This window comes from Bacillus sp. AMCV2, assembly GCF_056033925.1.
The window spans coordinates 3,599,040-3,620,519 of the sequence record NZ_JBVYIB010000002.1; the positions used below are offsets into that span (position 1 = coordinate 3,599,040).

Genomic DNA, 21,480 nt, shown 5'->3' on the forward strand with positions numbered 1-21,480 from the left:
ATGCTTGAAGGTGTGCCCTACAATGTGATTGCTGCGAAGAACGGAAAGGAAGCATTAGAAATCATCTCTTGCACGAAGCTTGATTTGGTTATTTTGGACTTGATGATGCCGGATATGACTGGTTTCGAAGTCTGTATGAAAATTCGCGAACGATTCAGCATGGTTGATCTTCCGGTTCTGATCATTACAGCTGCCATTATCGGCCATGACAAATACAAGGCTTTTCATGCCGGAGCGAATGACATTTTGCAAAAACCTTATCATTACTCTGAATTTATGGCGCGTATTCAAAATCTGATCATGATGAAACATACAGCAAATCAAGCCACAAGAATGGAAATGGCATTTCTCCAGTCGCAAATCAAGCCTCATTTTCTTTATAATGTATTAAACACAATTATTTCTCTCACTCATTTGGATATTGAAAAGGCCCGGGAGGTAACAGAGGAATTTACCAACTATTTAAGAATGAGTTTTGACTTTCAAAATACATCAGCCATCAGTTCCTTCAGACATGAGCTTTCGATTATCAATTCCTATCTTTCTATAGAAAAGACGCGATTCGGTAATCGGCTTGAGGTTCTTTTCGATATAGATGAAGATATTGACTTTATCCTTCCGCCTTTAATGATTCAGCCCTTGGTGGAAAATGCCGTTCTTCACGGTGTCAGCAAGAAAAGAGGCGGAGGATGGATCAAACTGACAGCTAAAAAACAATGCAAAAATGAGTATCACATCAAAGTAGAGGATAACGGTGCCGGGATGACTCCGGAAAAACAAAAAGACCTCTTATCAACGGATTTTGATCGCAGCGTCGGATTGAAAAATATCAATCAGCGGCTGAAACATTTTTGCGGCAGCGAGTTGATGATCAGCAGCACTCCGGATGCAGGCACCTCTGTCTCAATGCTCATTCATCTCGCTGAAACAACGGAAAGCCCCGCGGGACTGAAGGACATAGAACGAACTTAAACGAAAATTGAGATAAAAAAAGACGCCGTTTCTAACGGCATCTTTTTTATTCCGGCGACTTTGCTTGCTGCTTCAGCAGGTCTCTGATTTCTTTCAGCAGCTCCTCCTGCGCATCCACCGCTTCCTCCGCAGCCTCTTCTTCTGCTGCTTCTTTTTTGCGCCTTAACCCATTCAAAGTCCGAATGACGATAAAAATGGAGAACGATATAATTAAGAAGTTCACAATCGTCTGTATAAAGCTGCCATACTTCACTACAGCATCGCCAAACGTAAACGACAGGCCTGAAAAGTCAAGCCCTCCCAGCAGCAAACCGACCAAAGGCATAATGATATCATTTACTAGAGATGTGACGATCTTTCCGAAAGCGCCGCCTATCACAACACCAATCGCAAGGTCTACGATATTCCCCCGCATGGCAAAGGCTTTAAATTCATTCCACATACAATCACCTGCTTTTCTATATTTGTAAAGAAAAAAAGACAAATGTGCCGCTGGCCATCTGCCTTTTTTCAATTATTCTCCGAGGGCAAAAGTCAGTTCTACTTCGCAAACGACTTCGCCATCAACTGTGGCAACGCCTTTTCCGCGCCCGATTGTGCCGCGGGCACGAATGATTTCAACCTCAAGGTGAAGCTGGTCACCAGGCTTGACTTGTTTTTTAAAGCGGCAGTTATCAATTCCTGCAAAAAAAGCCAGTCTGCCGCGGTTTTCTTCTTTAATCAACATCGCAACAGCTCCGACTTGAGCGAGTGCTTCTACGATTAATACGCCGGGCATAACCGGGTACTGAGGAAAATGTCCGTTAAAGAACTCTTCATTAGCGGTTACATTTTTATAGCCTTTTGCCCGTTTGCCCTCTTCAACTTCCGTAATCCGATCCACAAGTAAAAACGGATAACGGTGAGGAATAATTTCTTTAATTTGCTGAGTATCAAGCATTGTCTTGACATCTCCTTCATCTGCATTAGTATGTATAGCAATCATCAAAGATCCAATCTGTACATTTGAAAAGTATATTATGAATTAATCTCTTTTTCAACCGCGCTAAAATGTAACCAACTGTCAATGAGAGCCGTCAAAAGTTATGATATGATAATTATAGATTTTACCAATAGCAAAGAGGTAGGAAAATGATTTCGAAGTTTATTGAAAAAAGAATGCTAAACATGTTAGACGAGTGGTATTCCGCAATGAGCAAACGCAAAATGAATCACGTTTGCACACTGAAAGAGAAAATTGATCAGCACCTTCCGAAGATCAAAAAGAACACAAAACTTTGGATGCGTTATCAATTGTTTCAGGCCCGCCATCAGCTGCTTTTTGAAAACCAGAACGGACTCGATTCATTGTTCGATGACCTATATGGCCTGGAAGACAAAATGGATGATGAATTGAAATATTATCTGTATTTTTTCTCTGGGTTATATGAGATGGTAAAAACAGCTCCGAAACATGCAGTACATCATTTTAAAAAAGCTGAACAGTACCTGGCCGCCATTCAAAATACGTTTGAAGCCGCTGATTTATATTATCAAACCGCCGGTGCCTATTACTTGATGAAATCACCGCCGCTTTCCATCCAATACGTCAAAAAAGCATTACACATCTATTTGCACCAATTCGGCTATATCAAAAAGGTAATCACCTGTAAGCTTTTGCTCGCCGTGAATTATATTGATCAAGAACGCTATGAAAAAGCTGAACAGCTTTTCAAAGAAATCATTAAGAAAACCCAGCAACTACATGACGAAAACCTGCTATGCCACGCTTATTATAACCTTGGCTTTTTAAAAGCGACCGAGAAAAAAGACCAGGAAGCGCTTCTTTACTTTAGAAAAGTATTAAAGAATCAAGAATTTGAAATGAATTCACCAGTCTCATATCTTCATTGTGTGTACGAGTCTGTCAGAGCGCTTTTTAAAACAGGAAACATCACAGAAGCTAAAGCCGTCCTTCAAAAAGGAAAAGAATTATCTGAAAAGGTAGACATTCAAACCATTTATTTAAAATTAAAAACGCTTGAAGCCCTCTACACATCAGCCGAAGACCCCTATGAGCAGCTGCTCGAATATGTGCTTGAATTAGAAAAAATCGAGGCGTGGGTGGATTTAGAAGTGCTGTTAGAAGATATTACGGAATACTACAAAAAAAAGGACGATTTCGAAAAAGCCGCTTTTTTTATCATGCGCGGCTGATTGAAAAACGCCCATTTTCTTATTATCTGACTGAATTGATTAAACCGAGCATTTGATCTCCCATTGTGATCGTTCTGCTGTTCAGCTGATATGAACGCTGGGACGTGATCAAATCTGTCATTTGTTCTGAAATATCGACATTGGACATCTCAAGTGAGCCCTGCTGCATGCCGATGTTTTGTCTATTAGCGCCGTTCAGCTCTTCAAAAGCTGCCGCATTATCAATAGAGAAAAGGTTATTCCCTTCGGATTTCAGCTCTTGAGGGTTATTCACTTGGACAACGCCAAGATTAAACCGCTGAACCGCGTTTCCGTCAGATGCGGTTAAGGTGCCGTTCTTATTGATGGTGATATTCTTCATTGAGCTGTTGATGTTCACTGTATTGCCGTTCTCATCAAGTACGGGATACCCATTTCCAGTGACGAGTTGCAGCTGGTTGGCATTCGCAGCGGACGGCGTTACATACAGCGCCCCGTCCCTCGTATACTGGCGGTTTCCATTTACATTTACCTGAAGATATTGGTATGGAGACGTAAATGCGATGTCCAGATCGCGATCCGTCTTCTGAATGCTCCCTTGATCAGAGACAAGGCGTGAATTCATCATCGCTCCGACGCCAAGGCGCAAGCCGGGCGGCGTTTTTCGGGCTTTTGCCACTTCCTCGTTTTTTTCATCAACCTGATCGAATTGCTGTCTGACTAGCTCAGAAAAATTCGTATCTTTTGCCTTATAGCCGGTTGTGTTGCTGTTTGAAAGGTTGCTGCTGATTGTGTCAATCTGCTGCTGCAGCTGGTTTAAGGTTGTTGATGCCGTTAGCATTGACCTGAGCATAGTTGATGTCCCCCGTTTTTTTCTTCCGTTATCTTAAATTTTTCCAATTTCATTTGCTGCTTTATCCATACTTTTATCGTAAGCCTGAATAACCTTCTGATTCGCCTCAAACGATCTGTACGCTTCAGTCATTTCTGTATAGGCGCTTGTCACATCCACGTTTGAAAGCTCTGAGACGCCTTGTTTTAATGAATAGGATACCTGATTATTTCCGGCTGCGCTTGGCAGATCATTCCCGTCCGCCGTGCTGTACAAATCATTTCCGTCCCGCTTGAGATTGCGGACATCTTCCGCCATTCTGACATCAATCTGGCCGGCTGTGCGTCCGTTCGTTGTCACAGTACCGTTTTCAGACACAGTGAAATTCTCATTATCAACAGTGATTGGCTGGCGATCCGTCGATAAAATAGGGCGTCCGTTGATCGTCAGCTGATTGTTCTCATTTAATGAAAATGTGCTGCTTTTTGAATAACGGATTCCATCCGCTGTTTGAACCGGATAAAAAAGAGCAGCTTTTTCATTGGTTTCCGCATTCATCGGAACTTGATTTTCGATCAATGCAATGTCTGTAGGCTGGTCTGTGGACTTCAGGCTTCCCTGTGTAAAGAGAGGCTTGAGCTCCTGCATATATACTCCGGTATTCACGGAACCTATTTCCGTCCTTGATGTCCCGGCCGGAGATTTTGATTCTATTCTGCTGAGCAACATCTCAGGGAACGCGCGCATAGAGCCTTGATCAGCTTTATATCCTGATGTATTTGCGTTAGCAATATTATTTGAAAGCATTTCCGTTCTTCGCTGCTGGGCAATCATTGCGGATGTTGCTGTATATAATCCTTTTAACAAATTTCCCACCTCTAAAAATGGCATTTTTTCCAGTTGTCATATAGGAACGTTCGTTCTATAATAAAAACTCAGTATTTTATCCTATTATCGTCATTTAACATCTTTTCGTGAAGGCTTTTTCATAAAAAAACCTCATTCTTTTTCAGAATGAGGTTTGTGAAATCAGCTTAGTTTGCGTTTAGGAAGCTTGTCCATATTATCAAGCATGACACCTGTGCCGATGGCTACGCAATCCATAGGATTTTCAGCAACGAGGACCGGTACCTTAAGCTCTTCGGCAAGCAGCTGGTCAAGGCCGTTTAAGAGTGCGCCTCCGCCGGTAATAATAACGCCTCGGTCAATAATATCAGCAGAAAGTTCAGGCGGTGTTCTTTCGAGCACTTGTTTCGCAGCCTGAACAATAACAGCGACAGATTCACGAAGGGCTTCTTCAACTTCTTTACTGTTGACTGTAATTGTTCTTGGAAGACCGGAAACCATATCCCGTCCGCGAATGGAAATTTCCTCGTGACGTGCGTCTGGGAAAACAGTTGCGACTTTAATCTTAATATCCTCTGCAGTACGTTCGCCGATCAGCAGCTTGTACTCGCGTTTGATATAATTTAAGATTTCCATATCAAACTTGTCCCCAGCCATTTTAATAGAAGAGGAGGTGACAATATCGCCCATTGAAATAACCGCGATATCCGTCGTCCCGCCTCCGATGTCTACAACCATGTTACCGCTTGGCTGGAATATTTCCATACCCGCGCCGATAGCGGCAACTTTAGGTTCTTCTTCAAGGTACACATGTTTCCCGCCGCTTTTTTCTGCAGCTTCTTTAATTGCTTTTTGCTCAACGGATGTAATATTCGTCGGGCAGCAAATGAGCATGCGCGGCTTTGAGAACAGGCCTTTTACATTCAGCTTGTTAATAAAATGTTTCAGCATTGCTTCTGTTACTTCAAAGTCAGCAATAACTCCGTCTTTCAGCGGGCGAATCGCAACAATATTCCCAGGTGTACGTCCAACCATTCGTCTTGCCTCTTCGCCAACCGCCAGCACTTTGCCGCTGTTTTTATCAAGTGCAACAACGGAAGGTTCATTCAGAACAATTCCTTTACCTTTAACATGGATCAGTACATTTGCAGTACCGAGGTCAATACCAATATCCCTTGCAAACATCTATTTATATCCTCCTTGAAAATCTGTTTCACAGTAAATATCCACATTGTGCCCTAATTATATATATTATCATAAAATATAGAAAAAAAGTTGGAAGCACAATAAGTTCTTTACAAATTTTTGCGGATGTTTTATGAACGATTTCAAGAAGGCAATGCCAGGTGATTACGATTGCTGAACAGGCTCTCCTTCGAGAATTTCATCTTTTTTATATTTGAGCTTTGTCGCTTCTCCTCCTCTTAAATGCCTGATGGATTTATGATAATCGAGTATTTCTTTCACTTCGTTTGCCAAGTCGGGGTTAATTTCAGGCAGACGCTCTGTTAAATCCTTGTGTACTGTACTTTTGGAAACACCAAATTCCTTCGCAATGACACGAACGGTTTTCTTTGTCTCCACGATGTACTTCCCTATCTTGATTGTTCGCTCTTTGATGTAATCGTGCACACCACTCGACCTCCCTAAAATGGATGTGAGAAGTGTGAAATGAGATCCGTATTCTGTAAAGAGTCGTTCATTATGCCGCTTCTTCGTTGTATGGTTTTAAAAGTAAGTTTGTGAAATATGCCCACGATCCCTCACCTCAAACACTCTCTTTGTTAGGTTTGTAACAGTGTATTAGCATTCTTTTGGGAATATGCTAAAAACTCAATAAGGACAAGGGGTGAAACGAACTTTTTCAGATTCAGCAAACTATTTCGCGTCACTAAATTTTCATCTTTACAACTATTGATCGCTCCTGTAAAATGAAATAAGCAATTAGTTACTTAGGTAAGTTTTTTAGAAGGAGACCGACATGTCCTACGTCAACAGACACCTCATTCATCAAATCAACCAAAGCGCCCGCCTGATTGCCAAGAAAGCCAATGAACAGCTAGAGCCATTCGGCCTTTATTCATCTCAATGGTCAGTTTTATATTGTTTGCGTACGATCGGACCAATGACTCAAAAAGAGATTTGGTCCTATTTAAATGTGGAAGCGCCGACTGTGACTCGGACGATCAAACGCCTGGAGGAGAACGGCTGGGTTCAGAGACGGCAAGGTGAAGACAAACGGGAAAAACTTGTTGTCCTCACAAAAGAAGCCGAGAAAAAATACGAAGAAATCAATGTGAAAATGCTGAAATTCGAGGAAGATCTGCTTGCAGATTTCCGAGATGAAGATAAAGAAGCTTTTTCTCATTTATTCCGCATGTTTTTACAACAATGAAAATAAGGAAGTGACATACATTTGAAAAAAGCGGATGCGATATGGACCAAGGATTTTATTATGGTTCTGCTTGTCAATTTATTTGTGTTTGTGTTCTTTTATACATTTTTAACTGTATTGCCGATTTATACACTGCAAGAGCTTGGCGGCACAGAATCACAAGGCGGGCTTTTAATCAGCCTGTTCCTTCTGTCTGCGATCATTACACGGCCTTTCTCCGGAGCCATCGTTGAGCGTTTCGGGAAGAAAAGAATGGCGATTGTATCAATGGCGCTCTTCGCCCTATCATCTTTTCTGTATATGCCGATTCATAACTTTTCCCTGCTGCTCGGATTGCGGTTCTTCCAAGGGATTTGGTTCAGCATTTTAACGACTGTTACAGGTGCAATTGCCGCTGATATTATTCCAGCCAAACGGCGCGGTGAAGGGCTTGGATACTTTGCCATGTCTATGAACCTCGCTATGGCGATCGGGCCTTTCCTTGGTCTGAATTTGATGAGAGTGGTAAGCTTTCCTGTATTCTTTACAGCCTTTGCGCTGTTTATGGTTGCGGGCTTACTTGTTTCGTTCTTGATAAAAGTGCCGCAAAGTAAGGACAGCGGCACGACTGTATTCCGTTTTGCGTTCTCGGATATGTTTGAAAAGGGCGCACTCAAAATTGCGACGGTCGGTTTGTTTATTTCTTTCTGTTATTCAACCGTCACATCATATCTGTCTGTATTCGCCAAATCAGTTGACCTTTCGGATATCAGCGGATATTTCTTTGTTTGCTTTGCGGTGACAATGATGATTGCACGCCCGTTCACAGGGAAATTGTTCGACAAAGTCGGACCGGGCATTGTCATTTACCCATCAATCCTGATTTTCTCTGTGGGACTCTGTATGCTGTCCTTTACACATAGCGGCTTAATGCTTCTGCTTTCAGGGGCGGTTATCGGTCTTGGCTACGGATCAATCGTTCCTTGCATGCAAACATTGGCGATTCAGAAATCTCCGGCTCACCGCTCCGGTTTTGCAACGGCAACGTTCTTTACCTTCTTTGACAGCGGAATTGCTGTAGGATCGTATGTATTCGGATTGTTTGTAGCATCTGCCGGCTTCTCTGCCATTTATTTAACAGCGGGGCTGTTCGTTTTAATTGCCCTGCTTCTCTACACGTGGAGCCAGAAAAAACCTGCAGAGGCTGAAGGAAAAGTGTCTATTGCAGAATAAATTTCAGGCTGCCGGGAAATCCCGGCAGTCTTTTTTACATATAAAAAACGGCGTCCCTCTCGGTTGAACGAGAGAACGCCGCTTATGGCATATTATTCAATGACTTTCCGCGCAGGTGAATCAGGATCTAACGAAAAATCATAGGACGCTTCATCACGAAACATCGGATCGGCATAAATGGATTGCTGATCGTTTTTTGTTGCTTTTCGATACGAGGAAAATGAATCATATTCTTTCTTTTTCCACATCCATATGCCGTCTTGATCCGCTTCCTTGTGGTACACGTTATGATTGACCGTATTTCCTTCATTTTCTGTAAAATCATTTCCGATAAATAATCTGGAATCACCGGCCGTCAATATATTCTTTTCAATTATGTTGTTTTTCGTATCGTACTGCAGCAGCAGCTGTCCGCCGTACAGTCCCTTTGTGTCATTCCGGTACATAATATTGCGGGCAATCAGAGAATTGCTGGTGCCGCCCCGCTTTTTGTCATATCCTCCGATTGAAATACCGGTGTAAGCATTGTTGTACACTTTGTTGTCTGTGATCTGAATGGCATTTGCATACTTTCCTTTGTGTTCAGACGTTGCTTCAATCCCAATATCGTTATCGTAAACTGTGTTGTTCTTAATTTCGATATCGTGTCCTCCATCGACATAAATCCCGCCCGCTGAGTATTCATCTCCATAAGCAGGATTGCCGTAAGTCGAGTTTTGATAAACTGTATTGTTTTCTACGACTCCGTTTCGCACATAATCGTTTTTATCCGCGGTTCCCTCATAACCAATAAGATCGATCCCGATGTTGTTATTGTTGCGAACCAGATTGCCTGCAACAGTGAACCCGTCGATATTACCGTTTAGCACAACTGCTTCACTCGCTCCAAGCGTCAGATTCTCAACTGTATTGTCCTCGATTTGGATGTCTTTCATGCTGCCAGTCCCATAAACTGCGATTCCGTGAGCATTTCCTTCATCCGCTGTTGTCTTAATACCCCGGATGTGATTATCCTTAATGGCGATATGACCGCTGGACCCTGATACATAAATCCCTATAGCAGTTGCTTCCTCAGATGAAACAGAAAGATCTTGAATTGTTAAACCGCTGATGGCAATGTCATGTTTATCGTGAATACGAATAAGAGGTGTTTCATATTCAGCGTCCGTAAGGGATTCACCGCTAATCACGACGTTTTCATTTTCATAGTTTCGGAATGTGATAGGCTTTCCGTCCGTACCGCTGTGATTTACATCAAGGATTTCATGATACGTGCCCTCCCGAATCATGACAGTTGTGCCGGCAGCAGCCTTCTCAGATGCGTGTGCCAATGTACGAAACGGTTTTTCTTTTGTTCCTTCATTTTGATCACTGCCATTTGGAGAAACATATAAGCAGTCTTCGCATCCTTCCTCATTTGCCTTTGTCTTATCAAAAACACAAGCGAGGATGCCCAACGTTACAATACCTGCCAAAAGGATAAAATACCATTTTCTCATTTTCGATTCCCATTTCGTTTTAGAATAGATTTCTAAAACCATTATAAATGCTCTATTTATGGAAAACCATTTCAAAAATATGAAAATATACCGGCAGATACCTTATTCAGCCTGGCGGACCTGCGCGTGTTCAACCGTTTCAATCGCCGACGATGCAGGCGGGTGAACACGCATCAGAACAATATAGAAAAGAAAGGAAATCAGCACACCTACAAACCAAGAAATATCGTATAAGCTCTTCAATACAGGAACATACATGCCAATCAGCGAAATCAGTGCTCCTAACATTGTGGCTGCAAACGCACGGTAATTGTAGCCCTTCCAATACACATACCGTCCTGTTTCGGAATACAGGTCTTCTACCGAGAGCTCACGTTTGCGAATGATAAAATAGTCGGCCATCATCACGCCTGCCACCGGTCCAAGCATGCCGCCTATTAAGCCAAGAAACGCATACACGCTTGTCGCGCTCTCCATCAGCTTCCATGGAACCGTAAATAAAGCGAGCAACGCTGTGATAAAGCTGCCACGTTTGAAATTGATATATTTCGGAAGGGCATTCGCTATATCATAAGCGGGCGATACGATGTTCGCCGCGACATTTACAGAGATCGTGGCGATGCAGAGCGTGATCACGGACAAGACGATGACATAAGGATTATCAAACCGCGCCAAAATATCGACAACATCCCAAATCGGCTCTCCGAACGCGACCTGCGAGCCGGAGGTCACCGTAATACTTGCGAAGGCGAACAGCGCAAATGTTCCCGGCAAACCGTAAAATTGCCCTTTGATTTGCTCTTTTTGTGTTTCAGCAAACCGTGTAAAATCAGGTATATTTAAGATCAATGTCGCCCAGATGCCGATGATGCCAGTAACTCCGGCAGCAAACGGCCAGAATGTTTCTGAAAACGTATGAAACTTTCCTGGTTGAGAGTATATCGGGCCCAATCCTCCGGCAATATCAACGGCCCACCATACCATGCCGCCAAATACCAGATACACTAAAGGCCCTGCCCACACCTCAAAACGTTTAATCGACTCCATGCCGTGATGCAATACGAGTAAATGAATGGCCCAAAAGAATACAAAGGAAAGCAAACCAGATAAGTGAATGCCGAGAATGTTCCACTCGCCGCCAATTTCTCCCCAGCCCGGCCACATATTCAAAAGCAAAATGTTCAATGCCGTGCTACCCGCAAAGGTCTGGATGCCAAGCCACATGATAGCTGTAAACGCCCTTAGAAGCGCGGGGATATTCGCACCGTATATCCCGTAAGAAGCCCGAATGATCACTGGAAACGGCAGCCCGTATTTTGTCCCCGCATGGCCGTTTAAGGCAAGAGCGCCAAATAGGATAAGCGATGCCGTAATAATGATCGCCAGCACCTGCCAAGGCGAAAGGCCGATCGCAATTAATCCTCCCACCGTCGCGTAGGTCGGTATGTTATGTATACAACCCATCCAAATGGAGGCAAAGTTCATTGCTTTCCACGTCCGTTTTTCCTGTCCCAAAGGCACCAGATCTTCATTGCTCAGCCTGTTGGATTGCTGCTGACTCTCTTTTAATTTCATAGCCGGCTCCCCTTTCCATATTGTCTATATGTCGTCACACGTTATGTTTTTTGACATTAGATGTCACTTAATATAACTGAAGAGTCAGACAATAACACTGGCTATGATATACAATTTTCCCATTTGTATTTGAACAGCTTAAACAAGAAAAAGAGACAGACCTCAGAGTCTGTCTCTTTCTCAAGTTGCAGCTTTCATTAATGCAGCAAATCTAACAGCCATTAACAGGCTTGCTCCGCCCGCTATGATCATAATGATTCCCATCATATCAAAATGGGCTGCCGTGATTTCTTTACCAAAAAGAACGCCAAGGATCACCGAAGACAAAATCGATCCTAGGTAACGGCAGGTTTGAAACAGGCCTGAAGTCGTTCCTACCATGTTGGAAGGACTCGTTTCCAGCATCGCTGCCTGAAGCGCGACATTGCCCAGTCCGTAGCCTATACCCAAGAGCGACAGAATGAGGCCTTTACCGATGGTCTGGACATTGATAAAAAAGATGGTTAAGAGCACGGCTCCAGCCGTCATCAAAAGTGCTCCCGCAAAGATCGGCTTGACGACACCAGATCGGTCGATCCATTTGCCAGTTAAAGGTGACACAACGATGCTCATTCCAGACATAAACAGCATAAACAGGCCGCTCGTTTGAACAGAAAGATGCATTTCATCCTGAAAGTAACTTGGCAGACCAAAAAATAAACAATAGAAGAAAACATTCAATAAAATAAACTGAACATACACGGCTGACAGGTTACGTTGTGTTTTAAACAGACGGACATCAATAAATGGCTTATCCGTTTTCAGCTCGCGCCAGACAAACGCACAGAGCAGAAGCAAGCCAAGCACACCTTCAACCGCATGCGGCGACGTGCTGAACGACAGCAAAAAGGATAGAAGGAAAATGATTCCTCCGGCAAATAAAACAATTCCAAGAATGTCGAGCTGCCGAATAATGGTTTTGATTCCTGCCCCTTTTTTCTGATCTTTCGGGAACATATACAGGCCCAATAAGAAGCTGAGGATAATAAACGGCAAATTAACGATAAAGATCGCCGGCCAGCCTCCCCATACAATCAAAAACCCGCCGACTGTCGGCCCCAGCGCCGTCATGGCGGACGCAAAAATAGAGAGTACAGCCAAGGCTGAAGCTTGGCGCTCATGAATATGATTCCGAATCAAGCCAACACCTGACGGATAAATCGCACTGCTTCCCACCGATTGAAACAGCCGCATGACCAATAATGTCATAAACGTCGGCGCAAACGGCGCTCCGATGGCAGAAACCGCAACAAGAATAAGCCCGAATAAAAACAAGCGTTTCCGCCCAATCAAATCACCGAGCTTTCCCGTTACGGGCTGCGCTACGGCACTCGCCAAGTAAAACGAGGAAATCAGCCAGGAAACCGTTGTAAACGAGAGGTGAAACTCATGCTGGATGCTATGGAGCGCAAGAGAGATCATAGACGAGTTCAGCGGATTCAGCATTGTTCCCGAAGCCACCGCTGTTAAAAAAACAGCCCGGCTTTTTTTCGATAACATCATTTCACTTGTTCCAGAAACTCTTCCGTTGTCCGCGATTTACCGATTCTCGGGAAAATAAAGCGCAGTGTGGCTTCATGCTCTTCATCACTAAATGTGGACATGGCATCTGTAATAAAAATCTGCTGATAACCAAGCTGAAATGCCTCCCGTGCTGTGCTTTCCACCCCGATATTCGTTGCGATGCCGCACAATACAATCGTATCAATGCCGCGGCGTCTCAGCTGCAAGTCTAAATCTGTGCCAAAAAAAGCACCCCATTGCCGTTTTGTCACAGTATAATCGCCATCCTGCACACCGATTTCCGGAACAAATTCGGCCCAGTCCGCCGGCATTTCCCCTGAACCTCTCTGCGCAGGCTCATCCGTTTGCGGCTTCAGGGCGTCCGCTCCATCATGAAAGGCTACATTTACAAAGCTGATGAACCCGTTATGTTTCCGAAATTCATCTACGAGCTTTTTCGCGTTCGGGACAACCTGGCCGCTTTGATCAATCGGTACAATTCCCTTTTGTAAATCAATGATAATCAATGCTGTTTTTTGAAAATCAATGTTGAGTGTATTCATCATACGTCTCCTCCTGATACTGTTAGTGTTTCTCACATTGCATATTTTACTCTTCACACTGCCTAGGTTCTTTTATGATGCTTGTGAAATTCTCAGAAGGAGCGTTTTCTCATGATTTTTCTTTTATGTAGTAGTAACAGGTTGTGCATACGAACAAACCGGCCAGCACTGTAATCATAAGGGGCGTCATCGCTTCATCACCTGCCTGCTGTCTATCGGTTCCTGCCTGAAAATGCCTATGAATTTGCGGCGGTCCATCCAAAGCAGGATGAGACACATAACCATTAATATCGTGCTAAGATCCTGCACGCCAATATCAAAACAATAGTTAATCAAGACGATGTTCACAATAATGGGCATAAAAATAACCGCCCCTAATGCAGCTGTTCGCGGAATCAGTAATAAAACAGCTGCCAGGATTTCACCAAAACCTATAAACAGTTCATAGACATGAGAATAACCGAAAAATGTCCACGCGATCGTAAACCCCTTCCCGGCAGCCGCCTCGATTTCAGGCGTCACCTCGCCAAACTGGCCAATCACCACTTTCGCCAGACCGTACACGAAAAAATTAAAGGCTAAAAACAATCGGAACGTCGCGGGAATCGACTTGCGTACCGCTTTCCTCAGCCTGCCGCCTTTATTCATCATACATCCCCCTCAGTGTATCATTTGATATAGTACACTTAATACAGTATAGAGTATTCTAATTAATGTCAATTCCCTTTTCCGCTCATATGAATAGCTTCTTTTATAGATATAAAGTCTTATATCGTAAAAAATGCAGTTCTCCTTTCTTTCCATCCCTCGATAACACTCCTTAAAAACCATGTTAGGAAATCTTACATGAAAATGTTTTATCATTCTTTTTTCTCTATAATGAAGAAATATAATAATTGCTTTTTATTCTGAAAGATACGGAGGAATGAGACATGCAAATGGGCGATACAGTTTTTATGTTCTTTTGCGCTTTACTCGTGTGGCTGATGACCCCGGGATTAGCGTTATTTTATGGAGGAATGGTAAAGAGCAAAAATGTGCTGAGCACTGCCATGCACAGTTTCTCTTCCATTGCCATCGTTTCCATCGTTTGGGTGCTGTTCGGATATACACTTGCCTTCGCACCAGGCAATTCAATCATCGGCGGACTGGAGTGGGCCGGCCTCAAAGGGGTCGGATTTGATCCGGGAGATTACAGCGATACCATCCCCCACTCGTTATTTATGATGTTCCAAATGACGTTTGCCGTTCTGACTACAGCGATTATTTCCGGGGCTTTCGCAGAGCGGATGCGATTCGGCGCTTTTCTTTTATTCTCGGTTTTATGGGCCTCTTTGGTTTACACACCCGTAGCGCACTGGGTATGGGGCGGCGGCTGGATCGGCCAGCTTGGAGCGCTCGATTTCGCTGGCGGCAATGTTGTTCATATTTCCTCCGGTGTGGCAGGACTTGTTCTTGCTATTGTGCTTGGCAAACGGAAAGACGGCACAGCGTCTTCTCCGCATAACCTCATTTACACCTTCTTAGGAGGAGCTTTGATTTGGTTCGGCTGGTTCGGTTTTAACGTCGGCAGCGCTTTGACCTTAGATGGTGTAGCCATGTACGCCTTCATCAACACAAACACCGCGGCTGCAGCCGGGATCGCCGGCTGGATCTTAGTAGAATGGATCATTAACAAAAAACCGACAATGCTTGGAGCGGTATCTGGAGCAATCGCCGGGCTTGTCGCCATTACGCCGGCTGCCGGATTTGTCACACCGTTCGCTTCCATTATTATTGGCATCATCGGCGGGGCAGTTTGTTTCTGGGGAGTATTCTCGCTTAAAAAGAAATTCGGATACGACGACGCGCTTGACGCCTTTGGCCTGCACGGGATCGGAGGCACATGGGGCGGAATCGCAACAGGATTATTCGCAACAACCTCTGTTAACTCAGCGGGCGCAGATGGGTTATTTTACGGTGATGCAAGCTTAATCTGGAAACAAATCGTCGCCATCGCCGCCACTTATGTTTTTGTATTTATTGTCACTTTCGTTATTATTAAAATTGTAAGCCTCTTCCTTCCCCTTCGCGCAACTGAAGAAGAAGAGTCACTTGGGCTTGACTTAACGATGCACGGGGAAAAAGCATATCAAGATTCTATGTGAGGAGTGACGCTATGAGCGGTCAAATGTTCAAGGTAGAAATTGTAACGCGTCCGGCAAATTTTGAAAAGCTGAAGCAGGAACTCGGAAAAATCGGAGTGACCTCTCTGACTTTCTCCAATGTACACGGCTGCGGCCTTCAAAAAGCACATACGGAGCTCTATCGAGGGGTAAAAATAGAAAGCAATGTATACGAGCGTTTAAAAATAGAAATTGTGGTCAGCAAGGTTCCTGTTGATCAAGTGACTGAGACCGCTAAAAGGGTGCTGAAAACGGGATCACCGGGTGACGGTAAAATATTTGTCTATGAAATCAGCAATACGATCAACATCCGCACAGGCGAAGAAGGACCTGAAGCACTTTAATATCGGTACGAGATTCGGACACTCCGGATCTCTTTTTTTGTGCACAGAATCCCCCCAGAAACCGCGATTCCTCTTCGAATTCTCTTCAAGCGCCGTTATTTCAGACAATCTCTATTTTTATTTGAAACTTTTCATGAGTAAGATTAGTCTACTAAATATAAAAATGTAAAAGGTGATTATTTGAACTACGAAATTTTTAAAGCAATCCATGGACTATCTCATCACAATTCAGTTCTCGATTCCATTATGGTCTTCATCACGGAATATGCCATTGTCGCCTATGCCCTTATCCTATTGGCAATCTGGCTGTTCGGGAACACACAAAGCAGAAAACATGTGCTATACGCAGGCATCACAGGAATTGCAGGCCTTGTGATCAACTATTTGATTACGCTTGTTTATTTCGAACCGCGCCCGTTCGTTGCGCATACAGTGCATACACTGATTCCGCATGCTGCGGATGCTTCATTTCCAAGTGACCACACGACAGGTGCATTAGCGATTTCTATTGCGATGCTTTTCAGAAACCGCAAAATCGGCTGGCCGCTTGTCATTTTTGGGCTTTTGACAGGCTTTTCGAGAATTTGGGTGGGACATCACTATCCGGTAGATGTATTGGGCAGCCTCGTTGTCGCCATCATTATCGGGTTCCTTTTCTTTAGATTTTCAGATCTGCTTCGCCCGTTCGTCGATTTGGTCGTGAGGATCTATGAAGCCATTATCAATAAACTGACGAAAAAACCAACCGATCAAAATTTCTAAGAAAGACAAAAGCCGGCGTCTTTAACCAAGACAGCCGGCTTTAATATTTCTCATACATCTCTTGTTTTCTTCGCTTCGCCAACACATATAAACCATAAAACAACCCAATTCCAACAGCATCGATGAGCACATCCCGGATACAACCATTCCTGCTGAAGAAGAGCTGAAGAACTTCTGTGAAAAAAGCAAACGCGAATGAGCCGGCTGCAGCTGATCTTATGCTGCCCCGCTGTTTCCACAGCAAATATGTCAGCACAAAGAAGGAAAACGCATGTCCGATTTTTTGAATAAACGCTTCAGGTACAGTAAGCTCAGTAAAATCCATAACTAAAAATTGAGACAGATCAGGGTGCGGCTGAAAATGAAAAGCCACCGTTTGCGATACGACCATGCCGCTGAAGCTTTCCGTACAGACAGAAAGCAGGATAAAAAAGATCCAGCCTGCTAGCAATAGGCGGTTCATGACATAACCTCCTTTATAGCGTACGTGCCTACATGTAACTACATAGACGGTAAAACAAAGCAAAAAGTAACAGAAAAAAACGCCCATCACAAGGATAGACGTTTTCTTCATTAAGACTGTTCAGTGTCTTCTGTTGTGCTGCTTTCTTTGGAACCAGATTTGTCAGTTGAATCATCCTTTTTCTCACCGGATTTTTCTTCTGTTCCTTTTTCAGTTGATCCGTCCTTTTTCTCGGAAGATTGCTGAATGGATTCTTCTGTTTCTTGGGTGGCAGCTTTTTCTTCAGCAGCTGCTGCTTTTTCAATAGAAGAAACTGGTTTGTCCATAAAGTTTAACGGATTCATTGCGACCCCATCTTTACGGATTTCAAAGTGCACGTGGTTTCCGCTGTCTTCACTGTAAAGGTTCTTGCCAGATTTTCCGATCACTTGATTTTGTTTTACTTTGTCACCTTGCTCAACGCTTACTTCGGAAAGAGATTGATACACAGTCGATAAACCGTCGGCATGTTCTACTTCCACAACATATCCCAGCACTGGATCTTTTTCAGCTTTAACAACCGTACCGCTCAGAGAAGCAGAGACATCGAAATCTTTTCCGTCTTTCTCAGCTAAGTCAATTCCTTTGCTTAGGCTGTACGTGTTATTATAGGTAACGAGTGCTGCTTCTTTCTCTTCTTTTGCGGCATCGGTTTCATAGAACTTTTTCACAACAGAAACGTTTTCAGAATCAACAACCGGCATTGCGACATTTTCCATTGACTTTCCTACTTCAACTGCATCGTCGTTGTTGTCATATGCGGCGTTTCCGCCGTTATCAGCCAACTGATCCTTTACCTCATCATTTGATACTGATTGATACCAAAGGACAGCTGTTAAAATGACGGCCGCACTGACTAAGTAAATTGCAGGGAACACCCAGCGTTTACGAAAAAACTGCTGAAGTTTTTTGACTTGAGAAGTTTTCTTTTCTTCCTCTCTCATTGTTTCATCACCTCAGCAACATTCTGAACACTTTTCTGAAAATATATACACCTATCCAAAAAACTTTTTTAGATGTAGTTTGCGCAGACTGTTACGAAAATATGTCATTTTTTTTTGAGAGGAGTGCCAAAAACGTATGAACATGACATTGCGCCTTGCTGAAAATAAAGATCTGGAGGCTGTTGTTGCGATTTATAATTCAACGATTGCTTCTCGAATGGTAACAGCCGATACCGAACCGGTAACTCCTGAAGACCGGATGGAATGGTTTTTAGGACATACAGAGGCACGTCCGCTCTATGTGGCCGAGGACGAAAATGGAAACGTCGCTGCCTGGATCAGCTTTGAAACATTTTATGGAAGGCCAGCCTATAATAAAACAGCGGAGGTCAGCATATACATTGACGAAGCATGCCGCGGCAAAGGTGTTGGATCATATTTGCTTCAAGAAGCGCTCCGCATTGCCCCGAATCTTGGCATCCGCTCACTTATGGCCTTCATTTTCGGGCATAATAAACCAAGCCTGAAGCTGTTTGAAAAGCACGGGTTTGCAGAATGGGGACTATTCCCCGGCATCGCCGAAATGGACGGGAAAAGATACGATTTAAAAATTTTAGGGAGAGAGCTTTCATGATTAGTCTGGATAAAGATGAAAACGAAATTGAAAATCATAATGAAGAAAATAGCCTCGTTGAAGAGGAGACTGCACCTGTTGAGGAGACCCGCCAGCTGAGTGCCTCTGCTGTCAAGTCGCTATCCGACATTGCCAAGTGGGGCAAAATTTCTGGCATCTTGTTAATCATTATGGGATCGCTTGTCACTCTGACCGCCTTGATGACAGTGATTGGCGCCATCCCGGGCGTACTGCTCATTATATCAGGCGTATTTTTGATGCGCTCAGCAAAAGCAGCCGCGGAAGCCGAAGGAAATCTAGCCGGCAGCGCTGGCGAAAGCATGCTTGAAAATTACGGGACATTTATAAAAATGCAGCTGTTTTATGCAGCATCCAGTATCGTTACTGTCCTGATCGGGATTATTGTAGCCATTTTCGTGCTGGTGGTAATCGGCATTGCTGCTTTTGAGAACACGCCTTCGTATGATGAACCGGATTCTTATTATTATGAGGATGATCCGGTGTTTGAATAATGATGAAACAGGACAGGGCATGAGTTCCGGATCAAACGGAACCATGCCTTTTTTATTTGTCTATTTTCCGTAAAATTATCAGTCAAAGCAGGCTGGCATAAACACCAAGTCTTGAAGCAAGCATACAATCTATTAAAATGACTCGGTCTTTCAACTCGAAAGCGGCATCAGCAGGTTTGTCTCAATAAACATAAAGGAGTGGGACATTTGGAAAATAACAGCCCTTCGGAAAAAGTAAAAGTGATAGCTGAAATCGCAAACGCCCATCAAGGAAAAGAGGAGAACCTCAGAGCACTCATCAAGGCTGCAGCTGAAAGCGGAGCAGATGGTGTGAAATTTCAGTGGTTCAAATATGACTGTATTGCAACACCTTGTTTTTTTGCTTATGAGTCGTATATCGAGCTGTTTTTGAATGAAGACGTATGGAAAAATTGTGTCGCATATGGAAAAAGCCTTGGATTAGAAATATGGGTGGATATTTTCGATTTATGGGGAGCAGAGCTTTTTTCGCACCTTCAGCGTGACATTGACGGCATTAAGCTTCCAACAACCATCCTTCAATCCACGGAGATCATGAAAACGATAGGTATGACTGAGAAGCCTGTGCTCATCGGAGTTGGGGGATGGTATGAAGAAGAGATTGATCAGTTGATGCCGCTTGTAAAACAACATATGGACAATCAGCTCATACTCATGCACGGATTCCAAGGATATCCCACAACATTAGAGGATATTAACCTAAAACGGGTTCAACATCTAAAGGAAAGATACAAGGTTCAAATTGGATTTGCGGATCACATTGACGCAGAGCATCCGCTTGCAGCCGACCTTCCTGTCTATGCGTTTTTCTCAGGGGCCTCTGTTATTGAAAAACATATAACCCTAAACCGGGCAGCTAAAGGGTTTGATTATTATTCTTCACTAGAGCCAAACGAATTCAAACTAATGACAGAAAAGCTTAAGCAGGCCCAAATTGCAGCGGGGTCAACTGAAGTAAATGAATCTGAAAGAAAGTATTTGCACGATTCCTCTTTACGTGTGACTGCTAACCGGGATATAAAAAAAGGAGAAATTATAACGCTGGAAAAAACAAGTTACAAAAGATGCGGAAATGAAAATGCACTGATGCCTTTACAAGCCGAAGACGCTTTCCCTCAAGTCGCAACTGCTGATTTATCGTTAAACCAGCCTGTTACACCCAACGATATTAAAAAACCAAGAATTACGATTGCGGTAATATGCCGGCTAAAATCGACCCGTTTGCCAAAAAAAGCGTTGCTCCCGATTTATGGAATTCCATCTGTCGAGCGCTGTTTAATCAATTGTCTGGCTGTCCCTTCTGTTGACGAAGTTGTGTTGGCAACGTCAAATCTTCCTGATGACGATCCGCTTGAAGCTTTCACTCTAAATGGAAAGGTCAGAATCGTAAGGGTTCCCCCGAAAATGTGGCAGAAAGAATGCTTGAAGCCGCGGCGTTAACAAAAGCCGATATCATTATCCGGGTGACCGGCGATTGCCCAGCGGTTTCACCTGAAGTGCTTCAATATTTAATTGAACAGCACTTGCAAAAAGGAGCAGATTATACTCAGGAACTTTCAAGTTCAGCAGGAATTTCCGGGAATATTATTACTGTTGAAGCTCTTCAGCGGCTTGTACAGCAGCCAAAACCGTTAACCCATACAGAATATCTTTCTTTTTATTTTGTAAACAATCCTTCCCTATTCACCATCAATCAAGTCAGCTTGCCGAAAGAACTCCATTATCCATCTTGGCGATTAACCCTAGATGAACCTAAAGACTTAGAATTGTTTGAACAAATATATCAAAACCTGGATGTCAAAAACGAACCGCTCTATTTCAGCCGGATAAGAGATTATTTAACAGAAAATCGGCACATTTCAAAGATCAATCAAGATGTGTCGACTAAATGGATCGATCAGGCATCATTAGTAGAGGAAATCAACAAAGCAACGCTGTTACCTTGAAATAAATAACAACTCGTGTCC

At 43.5% G+C, this 21,480-nt stretch carries 23 protein-coding genes and 1 pseudogene; 10 read left to right on the forward strand and 14 right to left on the reverse strand.

Annotated elements, in window-relative coordinates; genetic code table 11:
- Positions 1 to 972 (forward strand): histidine kinase, encoded by a 972-nt coding sequence (locus AC0OMA_RS18545; RefSeq protein ID WP_236822454.1) that lies wholly within the window; start codon positions 1 to 3, stop codon positions 970 to 972.
- Positions 973 to 1,018: 46 nt separating this feature from the next.
- Here AC0OMA_RS18545 and mscL read toward each other — a convergent pair whose 3' ends face one another.
- Both mscL and fabZ read right to left on the reverse strand, forming a co-directional pair.
- Positions 1,019 to 1,414 carry a large conductance mechanosensitive channel protein MscL gene (mscL, locus tag AC0OMA_RS18550; RefSeq protein WP_021445844.1) on the reverse strand — a complete coding sequence of 132 codons (396 nt, stop codon included), beginning with the start codon at positions 1,412 to 1,414 and terminating at the stop codon, positions 1,019 to 1,021.
- A gap of 72 nt (positions 1,415 to 1,486) precedes the next feature.
- The gene (gene fabZ, locus AC0OMA_RS18555; RefSeq protein WP_003221796.1) at positions 1,487 to 1,912 is read right to left on the reverse strand and encodes a 3-hydroxyacyl-ACP dehydratase FabZ; all 426 of its coding nucleotides are present in this window, start codon (positions 1,910 to 1,912) and stop codon (positions 1,487 to 1,489) included.
- Positions 1,913 to 2,103: 191 nt separating this feature from the next.
- Here fabZ and rapD point away from each other — a divergent pair, with 191 nt between their 5' ends.
- Entirely contained in the window at positions 2,104 to 3,168 is a 1,065-nt protein-coding gene (rapD, locus tag AC0OMA_RS18560; protein ID WP_014478211.1) for an aspartate phosphatase RapD, read from the forward strand.
- Positions 3,169 to 3,190: 22 nt separating this feature from the next.
- Here the strand turns inward: rapD and flhP are convergent, their stop codons facing one another.
- The 5 genes from flhP to AC0OMA_RS18585 all read right to left on the reverse strand — a co-directional run bounded on the left by flhP (position 3,191) and on the right by AC0OMA_RS18585 (position 6,582).
- Complete coding sequence (gene flhP, locus AC0OMA_RS18565; protein ID WP_047183322.1) at positions 3,191 to 4,000, reverse strand: flagellar hook-basal body complex protein FlhP; 810 nt, start codon at positions 3,998 to 4,000, stop codon at positions 3,191 to 3,193.
- Positions 4,001 to 4,033: 33 nt separating this feature from the next.
- Positions 4,034 to 4,846 (reverse strand): flagellar hook-basal body complex protein FlhO, encoded by an 813-nt coding sequence (flhO, locus tag AC0OMA_RS18570; protein WP_015251036.1) that lies wholly within the window; start codon positions 4,844 to 4,846, stop codon positions 4,034 to 4,036.
- Between the two features lie 162 nt (positions 4,847 to 5,008).
- Positions 5,009 to 6,010, reverse strand: a complete 1,002-nt coding sequence (mbl, locus tag AC0OMA_RS18575) for a cell shape-determining protein Mbl (RefSeq protein WP_003227776.1) — start codon at positions 6,008 to 6,010, stop codon at positions 5,009 to 5,011.
- A 165-nt stretch (positions 6,011 to 6,175) separates the two neighbouring features.
- Positions 6,176 to 6,457, reverse strand: coding sequence for a sporulation transcriptional regulator SpoIIID (gene spoIIID / locus AC0OMA_RS18580; RefSeq protein WP_003221804.1), 282 nt, complete (start codon positions 6,455 to 6,457; stop codon positions 6,176 to 6,178).
- A 14-nt stretch (positions 6,458 to 6,471) separates the two neighbouring features.
- Positions 6,472 to 6,582 carry a protein usd gene (locus AC0OMA_RS18585; RefSeq protein ID WP_010886628.1) on the reverse strand — a complete coding sequence of 37 codons (111 nt, stop codon included), beginning with the start codon at positions 6,580 to 6,582 and terminating at the stop codon, positions 6,472 to 6,474.
- Between the two features lie 224 nt (positions 6,583 to 6,806).
- Here AC0OMA_RS18585 and AC0OMA_RS18590 point away from each other — a divergent pair, with 224 nt between their 5' ends.
- Positions 6,807 to 7,220, forward strand: coding sequence for a MarR family winged helix-turn-helix transcriptional regulator (locus AC0OMA_RS18590; RefSeq protein WP_474222339.1), 414 nt, complete (start codon positions 6,807 to 6,809; stop codon positions 7,218 to 7,220).
- A 21-nt stretch (positions 7,221 to 7,241) separates the two neighbouring features.
- Positions 7,242 to 8,432, forward strand: a complete 1,191-nt coding sequence (locus tag AC0OMA_RS18595) for an MFS transporter (RefSeq protein ID WP_003227769.1) — start codon at positions 7,242 to 7,244, stop codon at positions 8,430 to 8,432.
- Between the two features lie 92 nt (positions 8,433 to 8,524).
- Here AC0OMA_RS18595 and AC0OMA_RS18600 read toward each other — a convergent pair whose 3' ends face one another.
- The 5 genes from AC0OMA_RS18600 to AC0OMA_RS18620 form a co-directional block, all read right to left on the reverse strand.
- Positions 8,525 to 9,931, reverse strand: coding sequence for a right-handed parallel beta-helix repeat-containing protein (locus tag AC0OMA_RS18600; RefSeq protein ID WP_474222452.1), 1,407 nt, complete (start codon positions 9,929 to 9,931; stop codon positions 8,525 to 8,527).
- A gap of 102 nt (positions 9,932 to 10,033) precedes the next feature.
- Complete coding sequence (gene pucI, locus AC0OMA_RS18605; protein ID WP_367147474.1) at positions 10,034 to 11,506, reverse strand: allantoin permease; 1,473 nt, start codon at positions 11,504 to 11,506, stop codon at positions 10,034 to 10,036.
- Between the two features lie 180 nt (positions 11,507 to 11,686).
- Positions 11,687 to 13,045, reverse strand: coding sequence for an MFS transporter (locus tag AC0OMA_RS18610; protein WP_181220391.1), 1,359 nt, complete (start codon positions 13,043 to 13,045; stop codon positions 11,687 to 11,689).
- The gene (locus tag AC0OMA_RS18615) at positions 13,045 to 13,614 is read right to left on the reverse strand and encodes an isochorismatase family protein (protein WP_174616662.1); all 570 of its coding nucleotides are present in this window, start codon (positions 13,612 to 13,614) and stop codon (positions 13,045 to 13,047) included. Before AC0OMA_RS18615 ends, AC0OMA_RS18610 begins: the two co-directional genes overlap by 1 nt.
- Before the next feature lie 183 nt (positions 13,615 to 13,797).
- Positions 13,798 to 14,262, reverse strand: coding sequence for a hypothetical protein (locus AC0OMA_RS18620; protein WP_082090417.1), 465 nt, complete (start codon positions 14,260 to 14,262; stop codon positions 13,798 to 13,800).
- Positions 14,263 to 14,543: 281 nt separating this feature from the next.
- Between AC0OMA_RS18620 and amtB the strand changes: the two genes are divergently transcribed.
- The 3 genes from amtB to bcrC all read left to right on the forward strand — a co-directional run bounded on the left by amtB (position 14,544) and on the right by bcrC (position 16,882).
- On the forward strand, positions 14,544 to 15,758 hold the full coding sequence (amtB, locus tag AC0OMA_RS18625) for an ammonium transporter AmtB (protein ID WP_003227757.1): 1,215 nt from the start codon (positions 14,544 to 14,546) through the stop codon (positions 15,756 to 15,758).
- An 11-nt stretch (positions 15,759 to 15,769) separates the two neighbouring features.
- Entirely contained in the window at positions 15,770 to 16,120 is a 351-nt protein-coding gene (locus AC0OMA_RS18630) for a P-II family nitrogen regulator (RefSeq protein WP_003221829.1), read from the forward strand.
- Positions 16,121 to 16,300: 180 nt separating this feature from the next.
- Complete coding sequence (gene bcrC / locus AC0OMA_RS18635) at positions 16,301 to 16,882, forward strand: undecaprenyl-diphosphate phosphatase BcrC (protein WP_003243362.1); 582 nt, start codon at positions 16,301 to 16,303, stop codon at positions 16,880 to 16,882.
- Between the two features lie 40 nt (positions 16,883 to 16,922).
- Here the strand turns inward: bcrC and AC0OMA_RS18640 are convergent, their stop codons facing one another.
- Together AC0OMA_RS18640 and spoIIQ are read right to left on the reverse strand one after the other, a co-directional pair.
- The gene (locus AC0OMA_RS18640; RefSeq protein ID WP_003227753.1) at positions 16,923 to 17,345 is read right to left on the reverse strand and encodes a VanZ family protein; all 423 of its coding nucleotides are present in this window, start codon (positions 17,343 to 17,345) and stop codon (positions 16,923 to 16,925) included.
- A gap of 110 nt (positions 17,346 to 17,455) precedes the next feature.
- Positions 17,456 to 18,328, reverse strand: coding sequence for a stage II sporulation protein spoIIQ (gene spoIIQ / locus AC0OMA_RS18645; RefSeq protein WP_047183325.1), 873 nt, complete (start codon positions 18,326 to 18,328; stop codon positions 17,456 to 17,458).
- A gap of 142 nt (positions 18,329 to 18,470) precedes the next feature.
- Between spoIIQ and AC0OMA_RS18650 the strand changes: the two genes are divergently transcribed.
- The 3 genes and pseudogenes from AC0OMA_RS18650 (at position 18,471) to AC0OMA_RS18660 (ending at position 21,459) form a co-directional block, all read left to right on the forward strand.
- Positions 18,471 to 18,962: a GNAT family N-acetyltransferase gene (locus AC0OMA_RS18650; RefSeq protein WP_080030753.1), complete on the forward strand. Its 492-nt coding sequence runs from the start codon at positions 18,471 to 18,473 to the stop codon at positions 18,960 to 18,962.
- On the forward strand, positions 18,959 to 19,474 hold the full coding sequence (locus AC0OMA_RS18655; RefSeq protein ID WP_474222342.1) for a DUF5362 family protein: 516 nt from the start codon (positions 18,959 to 18,961) through the stop codon (positions 19,472 to 19,474). Before AC0OMA_RS18650 ends, AC0OMA_RS18655 begins: the two co-directional genes overlap by 4 nt.
- Before the next feature lie 207 nt (positions 19,475 to 19,681).
- Positions 19,682 to 21,459, forward strand: a pseudogene (locus tag AC0OMA_RS18660) (N-acetylneuraminate synthase family protein).
- The last annotated feature ends 21 nt before the right edge of the window (positions 21,460 to 21,480 follow it).

Coding starts and splice junctions, on each gene's coding strand:
- AC0OMA_RS18650 (WP_080030753.1), top strand. CDS start 18,471: ATGACATTGCGCCTTGCTGAAAATAAAGATCTGGAGGCTGTTGTTGCG.
- mscL (WP_021445844.1), bottom strand. CDS start 1,414: ATGTGGAATGAATTTAAAGCCTTTGCCATGCGGGGGAATATCGTAGAC.
- AC0OMA_RS18620 (WP_082090417.1), bottom strand. CDS start 14,262: ATGATGAATAAAGGCGGCAGGCTGAGGAAAGCGGTACGCAAGTCGATT.
- AC0OMA_RS18640 (WP_003227753.1), bottom strand. CDS start 17,345: ATGAACCGCCTATTGCTAGCAGGCTGGATCTTTTTTATCCTGCTTTCT.
- rapD (WP_014478211.1), top strand. CDS start 2,104: ATGATTTCGAAGTTTATTGAAAAAAGAATGCTAAACATGTTAGACGAG.
- AC0OMA_RS18600 (WP_474222452.1), bottom strand. CDS start 9,931: ATGAGAAAATGGTATTTTATCCTTTTGGCAGGTATTGTAACGTTGGGC.
- mbl (WP_003227776.1), bottom strand. CDS start 6,010: ATGTTTGCAAGGGATATTGGTATTGACCTCGGTACTGCAAATGTACTG.
- AC0OMA_RS18655 (WP_474222342.1), top strand. CDS start 18,959: ATGATTAGTCTGGATAAAGATGAAAACGAAATTGAAAATCATAATGAA.
- spoIIQ (WP_047183325.1), bottom strand. CDS start 18,328: ATGAGAGAGGAAGAAAAGAAAACTTCTCAAGTCAAAAAACTTCAGCAG.
- AC0OMA_RS18590 (WP_474222339.1), top strand. CDS start 6,807: ATGTCCTACGTCAACAGACACCTCATTCATCAAATCAACCAAAGCGCC.
- AC0OMA_RS18610 (WP_181220391.1), bottom strand. CDS start 13,045: ATGTTATCGAAAAAAAGCCGGGCTGTTTTTTTAACAGCGGTGGCTTCG.
- fabZ (WP_003221796.1), bottom strand. CDS start 1,912: ATGCTTGATACTCAGCAAATTAAAGAAATTATTCCTCACCGTTATCCG.
- flhP (WP_047183322.1), bottom strand. CDS start 4,000: ATGCTCAGGTCAATGCTAACGGCATCAACAACCTTAAACCAGCTGCAG.
- amtB (WP_003227757.1), top strand. CDS start 14,544: ATGCAAATGGGCGATACAGTTTTTATGTTCTTTTGCGCTTTACTCGTG.
- AC0OMA_RS18630 (WP_003221829.1), top strand. CDS start 15,770: ATGAGCGGTCAAATGTTCAAGGTAGAAATTGTAACGCGTCCGGCAAAT.
- AC0OMA_RS18545 (WP_236822454.1), top strand. CDS start 1: ATGCTTGAAGGTGTGCCCTACAATGTGATTGCTGCGAAGAACGGAAAG.
- pucI (WP_367147474.1), bottom strand. CDS start 11,506: ATGAAATTAAAAGAGAGTCAGCAGCAATCCAACAGGCTGAGCAATGAA.
- AC0OMA_RS18615 (WP_174616662.1), bottom strand. CDS start 13,614: ATGATGAATACACTCAACATTGATTTTCAAAAAACAGCATTGATTATC.